General features: G+C 67.3%; 15 protein-coding genes. 7 read left to right on the plus strand and 8 right to left on the minus strand.

Features of this window, described 5'->3' with window-relative positions; all coding sequences use genetic code 11:
* Nucleotides 1-108: 108 nt before the first annotated feature.
* Nucleotides 109-2,664, minus strand: a complete 2,556-nt coding sequence (gene clpB / locus ACFWU2_RS11415; protein WP_378605513.1) for an ATP-dependent chaperone ClpB — start codon at nucleotides 2,662-2,664, stop codon at nucleotides 109-111.
* A 224-nt stretch (nucleotides 2,665-2,888) separates the two neighbouring features.
* Between clpB and ACFWU2_RS11420 the strand changes: the two genes are divergently transcribed.
* The gene (locus ACFWU2_RS11420; protein ID WP_378606257.1) at nucleotides 2,889-4,049 is read left to right on the plus strand and encodes an FAD-binding oxidoreductase; all 1,161 of its coding nucleotides are present in this window, start codon (nucleotides 2,889-2,891) and stop codon (nucleotides 4,047-4,049) included.
* A 68-nt stretch (nucleotides 4,050-4,117) separates the two neighbouring features.
* Here the strand turns inward: ACFWU2_RS11420 and ACFWU2_RS11425 are convergent, their stop codons facing one another.
* A complete protein-coding gene (locus ACFWU2_RS11425) occupies nucleotides 4,118-4,684 on the minus strand; it encodes a hypothetical protein (RefSeq protein ID WP_378605516.1) in 567 nt (188 codons plus the stop codon).
* Between the two features lie 61 nt (nucleotides 4,685-4,745).
* Nucleotides 4,746-6,299, minus strand: coding sequence for an AMP-binding protein (locus ACFWU2_RS11430; protein WP_378605519.1), 1,554 nt, complete (start codon nucleotides 6,297-6,299; stop codon nucleotides 4,746-4,748).
* Nucleotides 6,300-6,495: 196 nt separating this feature from the next.
* On the opposite strand from ACFWU2_RS11430, the gene ACFWU2_RS11435 reads away from it, so the two are divergent.
* Nucleotides 6,496-7,287: an FAD-binding oxidoreductase gene (locus ACFWU2_RS11435; RefSeq protein WP_378605522.1), complete on the plus strand. Its 792-nt coding sequence runs from the start codon at nucleotides 6,496-6,498 to the stop codon at nucleotides 7,285-7,287.
* A 45-nt stretch (nucleotides 7,288-7,332) separates the two neighbouring features.
* Here ACFWU2_RS11435 and ACFWU2_RS11440 read toward each other — a convergent pair whose 3' ends face one another.
* Nucleotides 7,333-9,042, minus strand: a complete 1,710-nt coding sequence (locus ACFWU2_RS11440) for a 3-ketosteroid-delta-1-dehydrogenase (RefSeq protein ID WP_378605525.1) — start codon at nucleotides 9,040-9,042, stop codon at nucleotides 7,333-7,335.
* Nucleotides 9,043-9,315: 273 nt separating this feature from the next.
* Here ACFWU2_RS11440 and ACFWU2_RS11445 point away from each other — a divergent pair, with 273 nt between their 5' ends.
* The 3 genes from ACFWU2_RS11445 (at nucleotide 9,316) to ACFWU2_RS11455 (ending at nucleotide 11,452) form a co-directional block, all read left to right on the plus strand.
* The gene (locus ACFWU2_RS11445; protein WP_169619011.1) at nucleotides 9,316-9,810 is read left to right on the plus strand and encodes a flavin reductase family protein; all 495 of its coding nucleotides are present in this window, start codon (nucleotides 9,316-9,318) and stop codon (nucleotides 9,808-9,810) included.
* Between the two features lie 91 nt (nucleotides 9,811-9,901).
* The gene (locus ACFWU2_RS11450; RefSeq protein ID WP_378605528.1) at nucleotides 9,902-10,891 is read left to right on the plus strand and encodes an LLM class flavin-dependent oxidoreductase; all 990 of its coding nucleotides are present in this window, start codon (nucleotides 9,902-9,904) and stop codon (nucleotides 10,889-10,891) included.
* 102 nt (nucleotides 10,892-10,993) lie between these two features.
* A complete protein-coding gene (locus tag ACFWU2_RS11455) occupies nucleotides 10,994-11,452 on the plus strand; it encodes a hypothetical protein (protein ID WP_378605531.1) in 459 nt (152 codons plus the stop codon).
* Between the two features lie 103 nt (nucleotides 11,453-11,555).
* Here the strand turns inward: ACFWU2_RS11455 and ACFWU2_RS11460 are convergent, their stop codons facing one another.
* Genes ACFWU2_RS11460 through dnaK form a run of 4 tightly spaced genes read right to left on the minus strand, consistent with a single transcriptional unit; the run spans nucleotide 11,556 to nucleotide 15,679 of the window.
* Nucleotides 11,556-11,963 carry a heat shock protein transcriptional repressor HspR gene (locus ACFWU2_RS11460; RefSeq protein ID WP_378605534.1) on the minus strand — a complete coding sequence of 136 codons (408 nt, stop codon included), beginning with the start codon at nucleotides 11,961-11,963 and terminating at the stop codon, nucleotides 11,556-11,558.
* The gene (gene dnaJ, locus ACFWU2_RS11465; RefSeq protein ID WP_378605537.1) at nucleotides 11,963-13,135 is read right to left on the minus strand and encodes a molecular chaperone DnaJ; all 1,173 of its coding nucleotides are present in this window, start codon (nucleotides 13,133-13,135) and stop codon (nucleotides 11,963-11,965) included. The genes ACFWU2_RS11460 and dnaJ overlap by 1 nt, the downstream gene beginning before the upstream one ends.
* 31 nt (nucleotides 13,136-13,166) lie before the next feature.
* On the minus strand, nucleotides 13,167-13,838 hold the full coding sequence (gene grpE / locus ACFWU2_RS11470) for a nucleotide exchange factor GrpE (protein WP_378605540.1): 672 nt from the start codon (nucleotides 13,836-13,838) through the stop codon (nucleotides 13,167-13,169).
* Nucleotides 13,835-15,679: a molecular chaperone DnaK gene (dnaK, locus tag ACFWU2_RS11475; protein WP_378605544.1), complete on the minus strand. Its 1,845-nt coding sequence runs from the start codon at nucleotides 15,677-15,679 to the stop codon at nucleotides 13,835-13,837. Before dnaK ends, grpE begins: the two co-directional genes overlap by 4 nt.
* Nucleotides 15,680-16,121: 442 nt before the next feature.
* Here dnaK and ACFWU2_RS11480 point away from each other — a divergent pair, with 442 nt between their 5' ends.
* Complete coding sequence (locus tag ACFWU2_RS11480; RefSeq protein ID WP_378605547.1) at nucleotides 16,122-17,669, plus strand: hypothetical protein; 1,548 nt, start codon at nucleotides 16,122-16,124, stop codon at nucleotides 17,667-17,669.
* Nucleotides 17,670-17,806: 137 nt separating this feature from the next.
* The gene (locus ACFWU2_RS11485; protein ID WP_378605550.1) at nucleotides 17,807-19,132 is read left to right on the plus strand and encodes a S1 family peptidase; all 1,326 of its coding nucleotides are present in this window, start codon (nucleotides 17,807-17,809) and stop codon (nucleotides 19,130-19,132) included.
* Nucleotides 19,133-19,285 lie beyond the last annotated feature (153 nt).

Here is a 19,285-nt window from a genome sequence, read left to right on the forward strand (position 1 = left end):
GCTGCTCCTTCGCGTACTGCGCTTGTGGTTGGTGTGTCTTGTCGTTTTCTGTTCTCAGCTGTTCTCCGCGGGGCCCGTCCCCCCCCCCCCCCCCCCCACGAGGGTGGGTCAGCTGCCGATCACGAGCCGGTCGCCGTCCTCGCTGACGCCCACCGGGACCGTGTCGCCGTCCTTGATCTCTCCGGCCAGCAGTTTCTTGGCGAGCTGGTCGCCGATCGCCTGCTGGATGAGCCGGCGCAGCGGACGGGCGCCGTACTGCGGGTCGTATCCGCGCACCGCCAGCCACAGCCGCGCGCTGGAGTTGACGTCGAGCGTGAGCCGCCGTGCCTGGAGCCGGTCGGCCAGCTGTGCGAGCTGGATGTCGACGATCTGCGCGAGCTGCTCCTCGGAGAGCGGATCGAACACGACCACGTCGTCGAGCCGGTTGATGAATTCGGGCTTGAACGCCGACCGCACCGCCGCCATCACGTGCTCCTTGTCGCCCCCGGCGCCCAGGTTGGACGTGAGGATCAGGATCGTGTTGCGGAAGTCGACGGTGCGTCCCTGCCCGTCGGTGAGCCGACCGTCGTCGAGCACCTGGAGCAGCGTGTCGAACACATCCGGGTGGGCCTTCTCGACCTCGTCGAACAGCACCACCGAGTAGGGGCGACGGCGCACGGCTTCGGTGAGCTGGCCACCCGACTCGTAGCCGACGTACCCCGGAGGTGCACCGACCAGGCGCGCGACCGAGTGCTTCTCGCTGTACTCCGACATGTCGATGCGCACCATGGCGCGCTCGTCGTCGAACAGGAAATCGGCGAGTGCCTTGGCCAGCTCGGTCTTGCCGACACCGGTCGGGCCGAGGAACAGGAACGATCCGGTCGGACGGTTCGGGTCGGAGACACCGGCGCGTGCACGACGCACCGCGTCGGACACCGACTGCACCGCCCGGTCCTGTCCCACGACACGCTTGCCGAGTTCGTCCTCCATCCGGAGGAGCTTCGCGGTCTCGCCCTCGAGCATGCGTCCGGCGGGGATACCGGTCCATGCGGCGACGACATCGGCGACGTCGTCGGGTCCGACTTCCTCCTTGAGCATCACGTCGTCACCGGTTGCGGTCCCCGACGCGGCAGCGGCTGCCTCGAGCTGCTTTTCCAGTTCGGGGATGCGGCCGTACCGGAGTTCGGCAACCTTGCCCAGGTCGCCGTCGCGCTCTGCCCGTTCCTCCTCGCCGCGGAGCGCTTCGAGCTGCTCCTTGACCTGGCGTACGGAGTCGATCGCGGTCTTCTCGTTCTGCCAGCGCGTCGTGAGCTGGTTCAACCGTTCCCGTTCGTCCGCGAGTTCGGCGCGCAGCTTCTCGAGGCGGTCCTTGGAGGCGGCGTCGGTTTCCTTCTCCAGCGCCATCTCCTCGATCTCGAGGCGACGGACGATGCGTTCGACCGTGTCGATCTCCTCGGGACGCGAGTCGATCTCCATGCGCAGACGCGACGCTGCCTCGTCGACGAGGTCGATGGCCTTGTCGGGAAGGAACCGCGAGGTGATGTACCGGTCCGAAAGCGTCGCTGCGGCAACGAGAGCGGAGTCGGTGATGCGCACACCGTGGTGCACTTCGTACCGCTCCTTGAGACCACGCAGGATGCCGACGGTGTCTTCGACGCTCGGCTCACCCACGAAGACCTGCTGGAAGCGCCGTTCGAGGGCGGCGTCCTTCTCGATGTACTTGCGGTACTCCTCGAGGGTGGTCGCACCGACGAGGCGGAGTTCACCGCGCGCGAGCATCGGCTTGATCATGTTGCCCGCGTCCATCGCGGACTCACCGGTCGCACCGGCACCGACGATGGTGTGCAGCTCGTCGATGAAGGTGATGATCTCGCCGGCGGAGTCCTTGATCTCGTCGAGGACGGCCTTGAGACGCTCTTCGAACTCGCCGCGATACTTCGCGCCGGCCACCATCGCCCCGAGGTCCAGGGCGACGACGGTCTTGCCGCGCAGCGATTCGGGCACGTCGCCCGCGACGACGCGCTGGGCGAGCCCTTCGACGATCGCGGTCTTGCCGACGCCGGGTTCACCGATGAGCACCGGGTTGTTCTTGGTACGGCGCGAGAGCACCTGCACCACACGGCGAATCTCGTTGTCGCGTCCGATGACCGGGTCGAGCTTTCCGTCACGGGCACGTGCTGTGAGATCGGTCGAGTACTTCTCGAGTGCCTGGTAGGTGGCTTCCGGGTCCGCACTGGTCACCCGGCGGTTTCCGCGCACGGCAGTGAAGGCATCCCGCAGGGCCGTGGGCGTCGCGCCCTGACCCACGAGGAGCTTGGCCACGTCGGAGTCACCACTGGCGAGGCCGACGAGAACGTGCTCCGTGGAGACGAATTCGTCGGTGAGCTCGGTCGCGAGCTTCTGCGCCGCGGAGAGCGCTGCGATGGCCTCGCGCCCGAGCTGGGGCGTGGTGGTGGCCCCGGTGGTCTGCGGCAGTGCACCGACGAGCCGGTCGGCTTCGCTCCGGACCGCGGCGGGGTTCACGCCCACCGCTTCGAGGAGCGGAGCAGCGATGCCGTCGGGCTGGTCGAGCAGTGCCACCAGGAGGTGTGCCGGCCGGATATCCGGGTTGCCCGCGGTGGACGCCGCCTGGAGAGCGGCCGTCAGTGCGGCCTGAGTCTTGGTCGTCGGGTTGAACGAATCCACCGCGCGCCCCTTTCACTGAGAAAACTGCTGATTTCTGTACCTGCGGACCGGTGTCCACAAGGTTCGCTATGCACAACGGATACAAGATTGAGTTTGTTCCGCTCAAGTTTCTTGCTGCTGTGATTCACACCATAGCCACAGATCGGTGCCCACGGTGTAGCCGACCGTCCCGTGACCGACTACAGTGACGGCGTCCAGCAGGCGCAGTACGTGGGAGGATGGCGTTGGAAACTTTCGCCATCGCGCGAGTGCAATTGAGCTTCGCGTCGATCGCGGCGACCCCCACCGGCCCCGAACGATTCGCCTCGGCGTTCTACACGACCCTCTGGTCCGAATCGGCCGGCATTCGCGAACTGTTCCCAGCGGGCATGGAGAGCATGCGGCATCGGTTCACGACCGCCATCGGATGGGTCGTCAACCGGCTGACCGACTTCGACGCCGTCGAAGCCTTCCTCGGACAGCTCGCGCGCGACCACCGGAAATACGGCGTCAAGCCGGACCACTTCCGCTCGGCGGGCTACGCGCTGCTCTTCGCGATCCGTGAATGCACCCCGATCATCCTGTGGACCGCCACTCTGGAACGGACCTGGGCGGAGGTGATCGGCCGGCTCGTGGAGACGATGGCCGTCGCCGCGGCCACCGACGATCTGCCCGCAGTCTGGGGCGCGACGGTCGTCGGCCACGAGCGGGTCCTTCCCGACGTGGCGATCATCCGCCTCGAGACCGACACACCGATCCCGCATTACGCCGGGCAGTACATGAGCGTGCAGATCCCCCAGCGACCCCACATGTGGCGCTATCTGTCGGCCGCCATTCCACCGAACCCGCACGGACAGGTCGAATTCCACGTGCGGCGCGTCTCCTCCGGTTGGGTCAGCCCCGCGCTCGTCAACGAGGTGCGCGTCGGTGACCGCTGGCTGATCGGACCGCCGCTCGGTGGCCTGCGCGTCGATCGCGACAGCGGCCAGGACGTGCTCATGATCGCGTCGGGCACCGGCCTGGCACCTCTCCGCGCGCAGATCATGGAGATGGCGATGCGCGGCACCAATCCGCGGGTCCACCTGTTCTACGGCGGCAAGTACCCGTGCGACCTCTACGACCTCGAGACGCTGTGGCAGATCGCGATGACCAACCCGTGGCTCACGGTGGTTCCCGTCGTGGAGGAGACCGAGAACCCTTGGTGGCACCCGGTTCCCGTACGGGAAACGCCCAAGGGCCTCCACCGCACGATGTACGGCAAGCTCGGGAAGGTCGTCGGGCAGTTCGGATCGTGGGCCGACCGCCAGATTCAGATCTCCGGCTCACCGTCGATGATCCGGACCACCATCTACGCGCTGTCCGCGGCGGGCACCCCCCGCCAGAACATCAGCTTCGATCCGCTGTAACCACCGCGTCTGTCACCTCTGCGTCTGCCACCACCGCGTCTGTAGCCACCGCGTCTACAACCACTGTGTCAGGCGCGTTGCGCGGCAACCGCGCGCGCGAACTCCGGATGCGCCTGCGCCACCACGAGTTCCGAACCGCACTCTGCGATAGTCACACCGAGCGCCGCCCGGCGCGGCTCGATGACGCGCAGTGCCACATAGATCGGCAGGAACGACATCCCGAACACGCTGAGCAGCACGAACCCGTACACCTTCGGCGCGCCCTGCACGAGTGCGAACACCAACGCCAGGAAGATGACGCCGAGGACGGTACAGGTTGCGGCAGCGGCGATCTGCCAGCGCACGCGGGCGGCGACGCACCGCGCGCACGTCGGCCACTCCACGGCGGCGACCTGCACGGTGTACGCGGCTTCGAGAGCCGAGCCGATGCGACCGGATTTCTCCTGGGGGCGCACCGCATCCGACGAGACGGTGACACGCACGCGGTCGACCTCGGGTTCGCCGTGCCGCGCACAGATCGGCGGCACCGGCTCGACCGGCCTCATCGCTCCGCTGCCCCGCGTATTCACCGTCCCTGTCCCCGGATACTCGACGGCCAGTCGCACCTCGACCCGCTGGGGTCCCCCGTTTGCCATGCGACGGAGTATGTCAGGCAGCGATCGAGCAGGGAAGCCGGCCGTTCCGGCGCCGACCGATCTAACGGTACGACGCGCGCAACGTCTTCTTGTCGAGCTTGCCGAGGGGCGTGAGCGGCAGCGAATCGAGGAAGTCCACCGACTTGGGAGCGTGCACGGATCCCTTGGCCGCGCGGACCTTCTCGATCAGTTCGTCCGCGGTCACGGTCTGGCCGTCGCGCAGCACGACGCATGCCTTGACCGCCTCACCCCACTTCTGGTCGGGCACACCGACGACCGCCACCGAAGCGACGGCGGGGTGGGACGAGATCGCGTCCTCGATCTCCCGGGGGAACACATTGAAGCCGCCGGTGACGATCATGTCCTTCTTGCGGTCGACGATGGTGAGGAAGCCGTGCTTGTCGGCACGCGCGACATCGCCCGTGTGCAGCCACCCACCGCGCAGTGCTTCCGCCGTCTCGTCGGGCTTCTTCCAGTACCCCTTCATGACGAGCGGGCCACGCACGCAGATCTCGCCCAGTTCCCCTTGTGGCACTTCGCGCAGGTCGTCGTCGAGCAGGCGTACGTCGAGCCACGGCACCGGACGTCCGCACGAGGCGAGTCGTTCCGGATCGTCGGCGAGGTGTTCCTCTTTGCGCAGCACCGAGATCGTCATGCCGCACTCGGACTGCCCGTAGAACTGGAAGAACACCTGCCCGAGCCGCTCGATCCCTTCCTGGAGCCGGGCGGGGGACATCGCCGAGGCGCCGTAGAAGAGCGTGTCGAGGCTCGACAGATCGCGCGCGTCGAAGTCCGGATGGTCGAGCAGCAGATAGATCATCGTGGGTACGAGCATCGTGGCGTTAATGCGGTGCTTCTCGATGGTCTCGAGCACGAGGCCGGGTTCGAAGTACGGCAGCACGTAGAGGCAGCCACCGCGCAGCAGCGTCGGCACGAAGAACGCGGCGCCGGCGTGGGACAGCGGGGTGCAGATCAGGAAGCGCGGCTGGTCGGGCCACTGCCACTCCGCCATCTGAATCTGGTTGAGCGCCGCGCCGGACCGGAACGACCCCATCACGCCCTTCGGCTTTCCGGTGGTTCCCCCGGTGTAGACCATCGACGACGTGTCCTCGGCCGACACCGGAGCAGCCACGAGGCGCTGCTCGGTGAACTGGTCGGCGAGCGCGAGGATGTCCGTGCCCACAGCCGACGGGCCGAGGGAGAACAGATTCTTCAGGGTGGGGATCTGGGCTTGCAGCTCGGCGGCCCGCTCCTCGAAGTGATCCGGATCGAAGATGAGGGTCTCGATCTCGGCATCGGAGGTGATGTACAGGTGATCGGCGAGCGAACCCATCGGATTGAGCGCACTGTTGCGGCATCCGGCGACCATCGTCGCACCCATCGAGATGAGGACTTCGGGCCGGTTCTTCGACAGCATCGCGACCGACGACCCCTGGCCGATTCCCACGGACCCGAGGGCCTGCTGGAACCTGCTGATGGCACCGCGCATCTCGGCGCCGGTGAGGACGACGTCGCCGAGGTACAGCGCCGGACGGTCCGCGCTGCGGTCGAGCGCCGTGATGAGCAGGTCCGGGGTGAAGACGGGCCGGTGCAGGTCCGCGTACTCCTCGATCATGTCGTCCTTCCGGTCGGTGTCGTGGTCCGGGGGTGTGACGGCCCGCGGGACGGGCTCCTGATGTGGTCAGCGTCACCCGGTTCCCGCCACGATAACCGCTGCACCCGCAAAACTGAAACACGTTCCACTCTGTCGGGGTGTGTGTTCCTCGCCTAGAGTCTGTGCAACATCGCGCCACACCACCCGGGGGTCACGAATGCAGTCGGCTACGCCGTCATCGACCGACACCGACATCGCGGTCTCCGCGACCGTGGTCGAGCACCACCGCCTGCGACGCGATCTGGCCGTCGTGCGGCTCGAATGCGACAGCGACATCGTTCCGTTCCGCGCCGGCCAGTACGTCGACGTGACCGTGCCGCAGCGCCCGAACCTGCCGCGCCGACTGTCGCCCGCACTCCCCCCGTCGATGGACGGCAAGCTCGAATTCCACGTCCGCACCGTGCCGGGCGGCTGGGTCAGCAAAACGATCGTCGAGTCGACCAGTCCCGGAGACGTATGGACCGTCGGCAATCCCCGCGGCGGTGACCTCCATGTCGACGACACCGGACGCATCGTGGTGATGATCGCCGGCGGTACCGGTCTGGCTCCGCTGCGCGCGTTGCTCCTCGACGTCGCGCGGCGGCCACAGCCGCCCCGCACCTTCCTCTTCGTCGGTGCCCGAATGCCCCGGGACCTCTACGCGGCAGACATGCTGGCTCTGCTCGGGGAAGCACTGCCCTGGCTGACGATCGTGCCGGTGACCGAGTCGCTGTACGACCCCGCGATCCAGGATCCGTTCTACGACCGGATCGCCTCGCATGTCGGCGATTTCGGCATCGACCCGGACGAGCTCCTCGAAGGCACTCTCGGCGACATCGTCACGTCGTACGGGGCGTTCGGCGATCACCAGGTGCTGGTCTGTGGCTCCGCAGCGATGGTGCGTTCCACCGTGCAGCGACTGCTCGAGACGGGTACCCCGCTCGAGAACATCCGCTACGACGCGTACTGAGTCCCCGGCGGCCGCGCCGCCGGGGACTCAGGGCTTCACCGCGCTTTACTTCGCGGCGGCTGTTCCCGCTGCGTCGCGGGCGGCGATATATCCGAACACCAGTCCCTGGCCGATGGTCGCGCCGGCGCCGGGGTAACGATGGCCGAACGCGTTGGCCGCGGTGTTGCCGACCGCGTAGAGCCCGCCGATGACGCTGCCGTCCTCGCGGAGCACCCGCGCCCGCTCGTCGGCCCGCACGCCGCCGCACGTGCCGAGGTCGCTCAGGGTCATCTTCACCGCGTAGAACGGACCGTGCGTCAGCGGCCGCATGTTCGGGTTGGGCCGGACCGTGGGATCACCGTAGTACCGGTCGTAGGCGCTGCCGCCACGGCCGAACTCGGAATCCGTTCCGGCGGCGGCATCCTCGTTGAACGCGCCGAAGGTCTCGGAGAAGGTGTCCACGGGCACTCCCATCGACGCCGCGAGTTCTTCGGCGGTCGAAGCACGGTGGGCGATGCCCGCCTCGTACCAGGACTCCGGGAGCGGCTGGCGCGGAAAGACGCCGGCTGCGAACACGTAGCTGTTGCGGTACTTCTGGTCGAAGACGATCCACATCGACTCGACCGGGTCGCCGGCGTGTTCACGTGCGAGGACCAGTTGTCCGAACGACATGTAGTCCGACGACTCGTTCGTGAAGCGGCGTCCGGTCTGATCGACGATGAACGAACCCGGCAGCGACCGCTCGGCGAGCATGACCATCGGCGGCTTGCCCGGACGGGTCGGTGCGACGGCGGGGAACCACCAGGCCTGATCCATGAGATCGAGACCGGCACCGACCTCCTGGGCCGCCTTGATCGCGTCGCCCGTGTTGCTCTCCGCGCCGAGGCTCTCGTGGTCGAGCAGACGCTCGGACTGGAACTTTCGCCGCATCGCCATGTCGTGGTCGAAACCGCCTGCGGCGAGCACGACTCCGCGGCGCGCGGTCACGGTCACCTCCCGGCCGTTCTGCTCGAGGACGGCACCGGTGACCCGGTCCCCGTCGGTGACCAGACGCACCAGCGAGGTCTCGGTCCAGACCGGCACACCGGCCTTCAGCACACCTGCGAACAGTCCTGCAGCGATCGCCTGACCACCGGCGACGTATTCACGCTTGACGGCGAGCCCGGCGACGCCCTGCGCCAGTCGCTTGAAGATGCGCGGGAAGCCCTTGTGCGGAACGCGGAGCATGAGGTTCATCCACTTGTAGTCGGCGCCCGTCGTGGGCATGGGCAGTCCCGCCTCCATCAGGCCCGGGCGCAACCGTCCGCGTTCCTCACCGAGCACCGACAGGTCGAGCGGCTTGCATTCACAACTGCGTCCCACCGCCGAGCCACCGGGCAACTCGGGGTGGTAATCGGCATAGCCCTCCGCCCAGAACAGCTTCATCGGCGTCGTGCGCCGGAGCATGTCTACGGTCGCCACACCGTTGTCGACGAAGGCCTCGCCACGCTCGGCCGGTGCCGTGCCGTCCACCACGGACCGGACGTAGGTGTGTCCGCGCTCGACGGTGTCACCCGATCCGGCCTCCACCAGCACGGGATTGGCAGGCACCCAGAACGCGCCACCGGAGCGAGCGGTGGAACCACCGACATGAGGAGATTTCTCCACGATCAACGTCGACAAGCCGAGTTCGTGCGCGGCGAGTGCAGCCGCCATGCCCGTTCCCGAACCGATGACGAGCAGGTCGACCTCGATGTCATGGGCAGGGGTCACAGGCGGAACGGGAGTCGACGCCATGGAAATGCTCCTTCATTCGGGGACGAGACGATAGTGATCGGCAGCACAGGGTAGGCCCCCGCCGACGCTAGGGCATGCACCCGGAGGGCATCGGCGGCGTCCCGTACAGCGGGAAGATCGTTGAACCGTGTGGATCTCCCGTTGGATGGGAAGCCATCGCCGTGTGGACGACGACCCCGCTAGCGTCCACGGGGGCACGCCACCGGACTCCCCCGACACCCGCCGTCCCGACATGACGGACACTGGAGAGCAACAGGACGGAAAGGAACATCGATGACGGCGGAACACACCGTGCTCGACCCGAGGACGATGCGCAACGTGATGGGCAACTTCTGCACGGGAGTCACAGTCATCACCGCACTCGACGGCGACGCACCGCTCGGCTTCGCGTGCCAGTCGTTCACCTCGGTGTCGCTGGACCCGCCGCTGGTCTCCTTCTGCCCCGCCCGCACGTCCACGACGTGGCCGCGCATCCGCGAGATCGGCACTCTCGCCATCAACGTCCTCGCGGAGAGCCAGCGCACGTTGTGCGCGGCGTTCGCCGTCAGCGGTGGCAACAAGTTCCGCGGCGTCGACTGGGTTCCCGGCGACAACGGTGCCCCTGCCCTCGACGGCGCGCTGGCTCGCGTGGAGGCGACCGTGGAAACGGAGCACGACGCCGGCGACCATACGATCGTCGTGGCACGTGTCACCGGCCTGACAGCGCTGCCGTCCAACGGGCCGTTGCTGTTCTACCGCGGCACCTATGGGCACTTCGACCGGCTGTGACGGCCGCCTCCCGGAATAGCCCGCGGCCACCCCGGGTTGCACCGAGGGTGTGGCCGGCTGCCGGTGGCGGGCCCCGGACGAAGGATTCTCGGTGACTGTTCCTCTCTCCATCCTCGATTTGGCCCATATCGGCGAGGGTGAAACCGCTCGCGACAGTTTCGACGCCAGCGTGAAGATGGCACAGCTCGCCGAACGGTGGGGTTACCGCCGCATCTGGTACGCCGAGCACCACAACATGCCGACCATCGCGTCGTCTGCGACGAGCGTGCTGATCGCGCACGTCGCGGCACACACGTCGTCGATCCGGCTCGGCGCCGGCGGCATCATGCTCCCGAACCATTCGCCGCTCACGATCGCCGAACAGTTCGGCACGCTCGCGACGCTGCATCCCGGTCGCATCGATCTGGGGCTCGGCCGGGCACCGGGCAGCGACCAGAAGACGATGCGGGCGCTGCGACGCGACCCGTCGTCGGCCGACAGCTTCCCCCAGGACGTCCTCGAGCTCCAGGGGTATCTGAAGGGTGCCTCGCGCATCCCGGGTGTCGACGCGGTTCCGGGTAAGGGCACCGATGTGCCGCTGTACATTCTGGGCTCGTCGCTCTTCGGCGCGAAACTTGCTGCCCTGCTGGGTCTTCCCTACGCGTTCGCGTCGCACTTCGCGCCGCAAGCGCTCGAGGAAGCCGTCTCGCTGTATCGCCGCGAATACCAGCCGTCCGAGCAGCACCCCGAGCCGTACGTCATCGCCGGTGTCGGTGTCATCGCGGCAGACACCGCCGACGAAGCGGCAGCGATGTTCGAAGCCACCAAGCGTTCACGCGTCGTGCAGATGGTCGGGCGTGGGCGCACGTTCACCGAGGAGGAGATCGATCTGCTCCTCGACTCCCCCGCCGGCTACCAGGTGCTCACGATGCTGAAGAACACCGCGGTGGGCACCCCGACCGAGGTGCGCGACTACCTGGACCGCTTCACCGAGCGCGCGCAGGCAGACGAACTGATCGTCGTGTCGTCGGCTCCCGGACGCGACGCGTGGTTGCGGTCGCTGGAACTCGTGGCCCAGGTCAGCGATCTCGTCCCGGCGTGACGGCAGGTCCGGACGCGGCCCTTACCGGCGATTTGTACTCGTAGGTACACTTTGCCGGCCGTCCCAGACCGGCGGCCTCGACTCGTCGACCGCAGGAGCACCATGAAGTACCGCACCCGCGTATGTGCCGCCGTCGCCCTGACCGCGGCGGCCACCCTCACTGCCCCCGCAGCGGCGAGCAGCGAGACCCTTCCTTCAGACGCACCGACCATCACGATGACGGTCACCAACGACACCGACGCGCCCATGGTGCTCGGCACGGCGAGCATTCCCTACGGGCAGTGGGTGAACGAACCGGCGACCGTCGTCCCCGCGCACACAACGGAAGTCGTGACTGCCGGAAGCGCCGACCGGCGCGGATTCGGCATGCAGGTCACCTACACGATGCCGGGCGAGGCCACCGCCGTGCTCATGGCCAGCAACCACGGCACAGGGATCGCCAACGCCGACGGAACGCGGATCGACGGCGCCAACCGGCATGCGTACACCGCCGCCGCGCAGGTCGATGCCCACTTCCCGTTCATGAACGTCACGTACACGATCGGTGACCGCAGTTCTTGAGACCGCAGTTCCTGACACCGCACTTGTGAAACCGGGCGTCACGAGCCCGGAAAAGCGAGACCCCCGCGCCCTGTCGGACGTGGGGGTCTGTGCTGTCTGTGCGTCAGGATTCGCGCGCGTGCCTCGGCTTCCACACGACCAACGCGTTGGTGCGCGGCACGGGCACCAGATCACGCCGGGCGGAGCGCAACTGCGCGACCTCGGTGGACAGTTCCGCAACCCGCTGCTGCAATGCCTCGACGTGGTTGGTCAACTCGATGATCCGTTTGACCCCGGCGAGGTTGACACCTTCGTCCTGGGAAAGCCGCTGCACCTCACGGAGCAGTTCGACGTCGCGCGGCGAATAACGCCGTCCGCCACCGCTGGTGCGGTGAGGGGTAACCAGTCCCAGCCGGTCGTAGTTACGCAGTGTCTGGGCGTGCATCCCGGCGAGCTCCGCGGCGACCGAGATGACATAGACACGCGCATCGGGATCCGGCGGGAGATTGCGGGGAGTTCCCGTATCGCTCATCACGCACCTGCCCATCCTTCACGCGGGTCGAATCCGCCGGCCTCTTCGGCACGAAGATAATCGCGCAGCGCTTCCGTCGCCTGTTCATCGAGCTTCTGAGGGATCGCAACCTTCACGGTCACGAGCAGATCTCCCGCTCCGCCCCCGCGCTTGGGGACGCCGCGACCCCGCACCCGCAGAACCCGGCCGTCAGCCGTGCCCGCCGGGATCTTGAGACCGACCCGGCCGTCGAGCGTGGGAACCGACACGGTGCTGCCGAGCACGAGTTCGCCGTAGCTGACCGGCAATACGAGTGTCAGGTTGTCGCCGTCCCGGCCGAACACACGGTCGGGTCGGACGTGCACGATGACGAAAAGGTCGCCCGACGGTGCACCCCGCAGGCCTGCCTCGCCTTGCCCGGCGAGGCGGATGCGGGAACCGTCCTTGATGCCCGAGGGCACGCGCACCGTGATCGTGCGGGTGCGCTCCTGGACGCCGCTGCCGCGGCAGTCACGGCACGGGCTGTCGATGATCGAGCCCGAACCGCGGCATTCGTCGCACGGCTCGGAGAATCCGAAGGCGCCCTGGTTGCGGGAGACGATCCCGCTTCCGTTGCACTGCGGGCACACTCGCGGGCTGGTGCCCGGCTCGGCACCGCTGCCGTGGCAGGTGGTGCACGGCGAGGGACTGGTCAGGCGCAACGGAACGGTGACACCTTGCACGGCGTCACGGAAGTCGAGGGTCGTCTCGGTCTCGATGTCGCCGCCGCGGCGTGGCCGCGACCGGTTCGCACCGCCCCCGGGTGTTGCACCGCGGTTGAAGAGGCCTCCGAAGAGGTCGCCCAGTCCACCGTCGCCGGCCCCGCCGCCCCCGAAGAGGTCACCGAGGTCGAATGTGGTGCTGCCCCCGGAGAATCCGCCTCCGCCGGGCTGGAAGCCGCCGCCGAAACCTCCGGACGCGAACATCCGGCGGGTCTCGTCGTATTCCTTGCGCTTGGCCGGGTCGGACAGCACGGCATTAGCCTCGCTGACCGACTTGAACCGCTCCTCGGCTGCGGCATCGCCGGGGTTGGCATCGGGATGCAGATCCCGAGCCAACTTGCGGTAGGCCTTCTTGATGTCTTCTTGCGAAGCGTCGGACGAGACGCCCAGGTCCTTGTAGAAGTCCTTTTCGATCCACTCCCGCTGGCTCACCGGGCGTCTCCTCCTCTCGCTCTTGTTGTTCTTACTCTGTGCCGGTGCTGTCGGACGGCGATTGCTCCGGCGTGTCCGCCGGATCGCCGTCGGTGACGGTCACCATCGCATGTCGCAGGATCCGGTCGCCGACGCGGTAACCCTTGCGCAGGATCGTGCCGAGCACCGGGTTGCTGCCGTCGCCTTCCATCTGGACCGCTTCGTGCAGTTCCGGATCGAACACGTCGCCCTCGTCGCCGAAGCCGACGAGGCCGAGTCCGGTCAGAATGCGGGTCAGCTTGTCGCTCACTGCCTTCAGCGGTCCGGATTCGAGGTCGCCGTGGGCACGGGCCCGATCCAGATCGTCGACGACGTCGAGGAACTGCGCCACCACCGAGGCCTTCGCGGACTCGCCGATGGCAGCCTTCTCGCGTTCGGCCCGGCGACGGTAGTTGGTGTACTCCGCGGAGACGCGCTGCAGATCCGCGGTGCGTTCCGCGAGTTCCGCTTCGGTGGAGACGGTCTCCTCGACGCGGACCTCCTCGCCGTCCTCGTTCTCGACGACGCCCTCGTTCACGGTGTCCTCGTTTTCTACGGTGCCCTCGGCAGGGGCGCCGGTGCCCTCACTCGACTCGGCCGCGTCCCGCACCTCGAAGGTCTCGGGATCGATCCGCCGCTTGTCGGTGACGGTCACCGGTTCCTGCTCGGGCTTACCCGATGTCACTTCTTCTCCGAATCGCTCGGCTCGTCGACGACCTCGGCGTCGACGACATCGTCTGCGCCTGCCGCAGCACCGTCACCGGCTGCTGCGCCTTCGGCTCCGCCCTGCGACTCGTAGATGGCCTGGCCGAGAGCCTGCGACTCGGTCGCGAGCTTCTCGACGGCGGACTTCACCGCGGCGATGTCGTTACCGGCCAGAGCGTCCTTGGCATCCTTGACGGCTGCCTCGACCTTCTCCTTGACGTCGGCCGGCACCTTGTCCTCGTTGTCCTTGATGAACTTCTCGGTCTGGTGCACGAGCGACTCGGCCTGGTTACGGACCTCGGCCTCTTCGCGACGGGCGCGGTCTTCCTCGGCGTGTGCCTCGGCGTCCTTCACCATCCGGTCGATCTCCTCCTGGGACAGGCCGGAGCCTTCCTGGATCTTGATCGTGTTCTCCTTGCCGGTGCCCTTGTCGCGGGCGGTGACGTGCACGATGCCGTTGGCGTCGATGTCGAAGGTGACCTCGATCTGCGGGACGCCGCGCGGAGCCGGAGCAATACCGCCGAGCTCGAACGAGCCGAGCAGCTTGTTGTGCGCCGCGATCTCACGCTCGCCCTGGAAGACCTGAATCTGCACGGACGGCTGGTTGTCGTCGGCCGTGGTGAAGGTCTCCGAACGCTTCGTGGGGATCGTGGTGTTGCGCTCGATGAGCTTGGTCATCACGCCACCCTTGGTCTCGATACCGAGGGACAGCGGGGTGACGTCGAGCAGCAGCACGTCCTTGACCTCGCCCTTGAGGACGCCCGCCTGCAGTGCTGCACCCACGGCGACGACCTCGTCGGGGTTGACGCCCTTGTTGGGCTCCTGACCACCGGTGAGTTCGCGCACGAGATCAGTGACGGCGGGCATACGGGTCGAGCCACCGACGAGGACCACGTGATCGATGTCGCCGACCGAGATCCCTGCGTCCTTGACGACCTGCTGGAACGGAGCGCGGGTGCGCTCGAGGAGGTCGCCGGTGATCTTCTGGAACTCGGAGCGGGAGAGCTGCTCGTCGAGGAACAGCGGGTTCTTGTCCGCGTCGACCGTGATGTAGGGCAGGTTGATCGACGTCGACTGCGAGCTCGACAGCTCGATCTTCGCCTTCTCCGCAGCCTCACGCAGACGCTGCAGGGCCATCTTGTCCTTGGTCAGGTCGACGCCGTGCTGTGCCTTGAACTTGTCGACGAGCCAGTTGACGATGCGTTCGTCCCAGTCGTCGCCACCGAGGTGGTTGTCACCGGAGGTCGCGCGGACCTCGACGACACCGTCACCGATTTCGAGGAGCGAGACGTCGAACGTGCCGCCACCGAGGTCGAAGACCAGGATGGTCTGTTCCTTGCTGCCCTTGTCGAGCCCGTATGCGAGGGCCGCAGCGGTGGGCTCGTTGACGATGCGCAGGACGTTGAGGCCGGCAATGGTGCCGGCTTCCTTCGTCGCCTGACGCTGGGCGTCGTTGAAGTAGGCCGGAACGGTGATCACGGCGTCGGTGATGTCCTCGCCCAGGTATGCCTCAGCGTCTCGCTTGAGCTTCATCAGCGTGCGGGCGCTGATCTCCTGGGGGGTGTACTTCTTGCCGTCGATGTCGACGTTCCAGTCGGACCCGATGTGCCGCTTGACGGAACGGATGGTGCGGTCGACGTTGGTGACCGCCTGGTTCTTGGCAGGCTGACCCACCAGAACCTCGCCGTTCTTCGCGAAAGCGACGACGGACGGGGTGGTGCGTGAACCTTCGGAGTTGGCGACCACAACGGGCTCGCCGCCCTCCAGAACGGAAACGACCGAGTTGGTGGTTCCGAGGTCGATACCGACCGCACGAGCCATGATTTCCTCCAAATGTTTCACCGCGATGCGTGTCGCACCGCGGAACGTTCAGTTCCCCAACCTGAGCCTGTTTGACTCAACTTGGCTTCGCCAAGTCGAGACTGCACCCCTCCGGACGCTCCAGTCAAGTGGAGTTGAGCCTTGGTAGCTCAAGTTGTCTGATACATGCAACCGAAGATATGGCCGGATCGTTCCCGGATGTGATGGTCTTCACATTCATGCGGCGGAGATCTCGGTCAGCGCGGCGCTCCGTCCGCCGGGCCCGAATGCTCTCGCGGAGTGGCGGCCCGAGGGGTCCAACCGGTGGTTTCGAGATTCACCTATCGTCATGTCCGCATACGCCTGTACATTTCCGCGGAGACTGTGCAGCATCACGTCGCCCGGATCCGGCGCGGACGGTCCCCGTTGCACAGGCTCCGACCAGATTTGGGGGAATTCCGGCATGTCCGTAGGCGTAGGCCTGAGGGTGGGCAACTCCGTGTCGTCGGTTGCGGTCACCTCGTCGTCGCCCGGACGACCCGATCCGCCACCCATCGAACGGCGCACAGCAATACACCTGCACTCCGATGGCACCGCGACGCTCGGCGACCACGACTTCTTCGACGGAACCACCAGTTCGTTCACCGAGTTCGTCGGCAGCATCGGCCGATCCGGCGGCGTCCGCGCCAACGACGGCTCCCTCTCCCGCGCCGAAGACCTCGTGGCCACCGCCATGGAATGCCTTCTCGCCGACGCGGCCCGCCTCATCGGCAACCAGCCGTACACCGCGGTCGCAACCCATCCCACCGAGTGGCCGCCGTCGACCGTCGCCGTCCTGCGCAACGCACTCGACTACGTGGGATTGCGGCACGTGTCGCTCATCTCGGACGCCGAGGCAGCCGCCGCGTGGTACGAGTCGCAGGTGGCCCACCAGACCGGCCGGCTCGTCGCGGTCCACCACATCGACCCGCTGGGCTCGACTGTCACCCTGGTCCGCTCCGGAGTCGCGGCAGGTAAGTCGTTCCGCTTTGCCGAAAAAGACGCGCCGTCCGTGACAGCGCAGCTGTCCGCCGCCCTCGGGGCGTTCGGATGGCTCGTCAGCAATCTCGACGCCATCGTCGTCACCGTCGACGAAGCCATCGATCCCACCGCAGCTCAGTTGGTTGCCCAGTCCTTCAAGAGCGGCCTGGGAGTACGGAGCGCACTCGCACCCGAGCCTCATCAGACGATGGTGCGCGGCGCGGCGCTCGCTGCCGCGGCGGGCTCGGTGGATCTGCTGGGCTCGACCCAGATTCTGCCCGTCGCGCGTCCCACCGGGCCCAAGCGCAGCGAACTCGACACCGAGACCACTACCGTCATCGCCAAGATCACGGCCACTCCGCCTCCCGGGACGACAGGAACGGTCAGGGCCACCTCGCCGGCGCCGGCGCCGGCACCGGCAGACGAGCCCGAGACCAAGCGCCGGTCCCCGCTGTTCACCGTCGGCGCTGCGGCAGCGGCGATCGCTCTGCTCGTCGGTGTGGGTGCGTGGGTGTTCACGATGCGCGACTCCTCGACGGCGACCGCCAATACCTCGCCGATGGAGACGACGGTCGCGCCGTTCGGCGACATCACGGGGACACCGTCACCCTCGAAACCGCCTGGCGGCATCCCGACGACGACCACGACAGAGTCGCCCACGGAGTCCGATCCTTCTGCGGCGGTCGCTCCCGCGGTCGCGCCGGCGGGCGGCGCACCGGTCTGGACCGATCCCAGCACCACCGGCGACGCGGCGAGCTCGTCGTCGAATACCGGGTCGTCGAGCGCGGGGCCGTCGAGCAACACCACGACGAGCACGGGATGGTCGCGCCGTAATCCGCCGTCGAGCGGCGGAGGCGGGAACGACTCGGGTGAGACACCCCCGACCACTGAGCCCTCGACGCAGCCCACCGAGACCGCACCGACCGAGACCGAAACGACCGAGCCCGAGGCACCTCCTACCACGGAGGAAGGCGACTCTTCCGGCGGCTGATTCCGCACGTGATCTAGGGCACATTTTTTGCACTGACGTTTGTGCCGTAGGCTGTCCCGCGGGTCGGTACCGCAAGTACCGCGCTCGTGTACATAATCGCAGTTCAGACCACTGATACACCATGTAGAAGGGCCCTCATGCGTCTCTTGCCGGCGTCGCGCGCCGCTCGTTCCACCGCCCGCCGTGTCGCCTTTGCAGCGGCGTCGGCCGTGTTGCTGGTGGGACCGCTGACCACCGCCGCCCATGCGGGCCCGGCAGAACAGCTCCCGGTTCCCGACCTGCCCGCCGAACTGGTGGATGCGATCACCCGGGATCTGGGCATCTCACCGGAGGAATACCTCGATCGCGCCGCCCGCGCACAGGCGCTGGGCGACTACGCCCGTTCGTTCCGGGCCGAGAGCCCGGACGACTACGCGGGTGCGTGGCTCGGCGAAGACGGGCAGCCCGTCGTCGCGGTGACCAATCGGGATGCGGCAGAGAAGGCACAGAAGGACGGCTACCGCGCCACGGTCGCGCCCCTGTCCGCCGACGGCCTCGAGCAGGCCCTCGCGGAGCTGAACCGGTGGGTGTCGGCACTTCCGCGCGAGGTGTCGTCCCAGGTGAACTCGACGTCGATCGACGTCCTCAACAACCAGCTCGTGGTCGACGTCGTGAACTCGCCGGTCGGACGCGCCCTGAATCTGCCTTCGCTCATCGCGAACGTGCAGGTGCAGCTGAGCCCCGGCCTTCCCCCCAACGATCCGGCTCCGCTCGGAGGCGACACCTACATCACCGCCGACGGCGACGTGCGGACCACGCCGCTCGAGCGGATCGGTATCTGCTCGTTCGGATTCAGCGGTCTCGACGCGAACGGCGACCCGGTCAACCTCACCGCCGGCCACTGCGACGCCGTTGCCCGTGAGCAGGGTGGCTCCACGGTTTACCTGCCCAACCGGGAAGACATCGACGCCAGCACCAAGATCGGTACGTTCACCCAGTCCACGGTGGGCACGGACAGCACGCTCGACTACGGGGTCATCTCCCTCGACGAGGCCGGCGTCGCTGCCGGTCTGAACCGTCCGGTCGTGCGCGGTGGCAACGGCTCCACGCTGACCATCACCGGCACCGCAGTTCCTGTCGTCGGCGCGCCCGTCTGCAAGTCGGGGCAGTCCTCCTCGTTCACCTGCGGTGTCGTCGCCGCCGAGCGTGTCGAGACCCAGCTCGTGTACAACTCCGGGTATTCGAGCACCATCCGGGGCTTCGCCACGACGGCCTGCACCTTGTCCGGCGACAGCGGCGGATCCATCGTCACCGGCACGCTCGCCCTGGGCGTGATCAGCGGCTCCAACAGTGCCGGCGCACCGAACTGCGTCGAAGCGAATCTCGTCCTCGCACCCAACGGAGGCACCTCCAGCCTGGGTATTTCCATCCGCGACATCGAGAACGCCACCGGCAGCACGGTGCGCACGATCAACGCGGCCTAGCCTCACCGGGGCTAGTCACAGGAGCAACACCCGACACACCGGTCGCTCACAACCCACTGTGAGTCGTACCTGTTACCCCTTAGGATCGACCAATGCCGGCCCTCACGGGTCAGTTACCTTTGCGCGCTCGAGCCGCGGAGGGACAACGAGAAA

This window comes from Rhodococcus sp. NPDC058639, assembly GCF_042717545.1.
In the GTDB taxonomy this organism is placed as follows: Bacteria; Actinomycetota; Actinomycetes; order Mycobacteriales; family Mycobacteriaceae; genus Rhodococcus.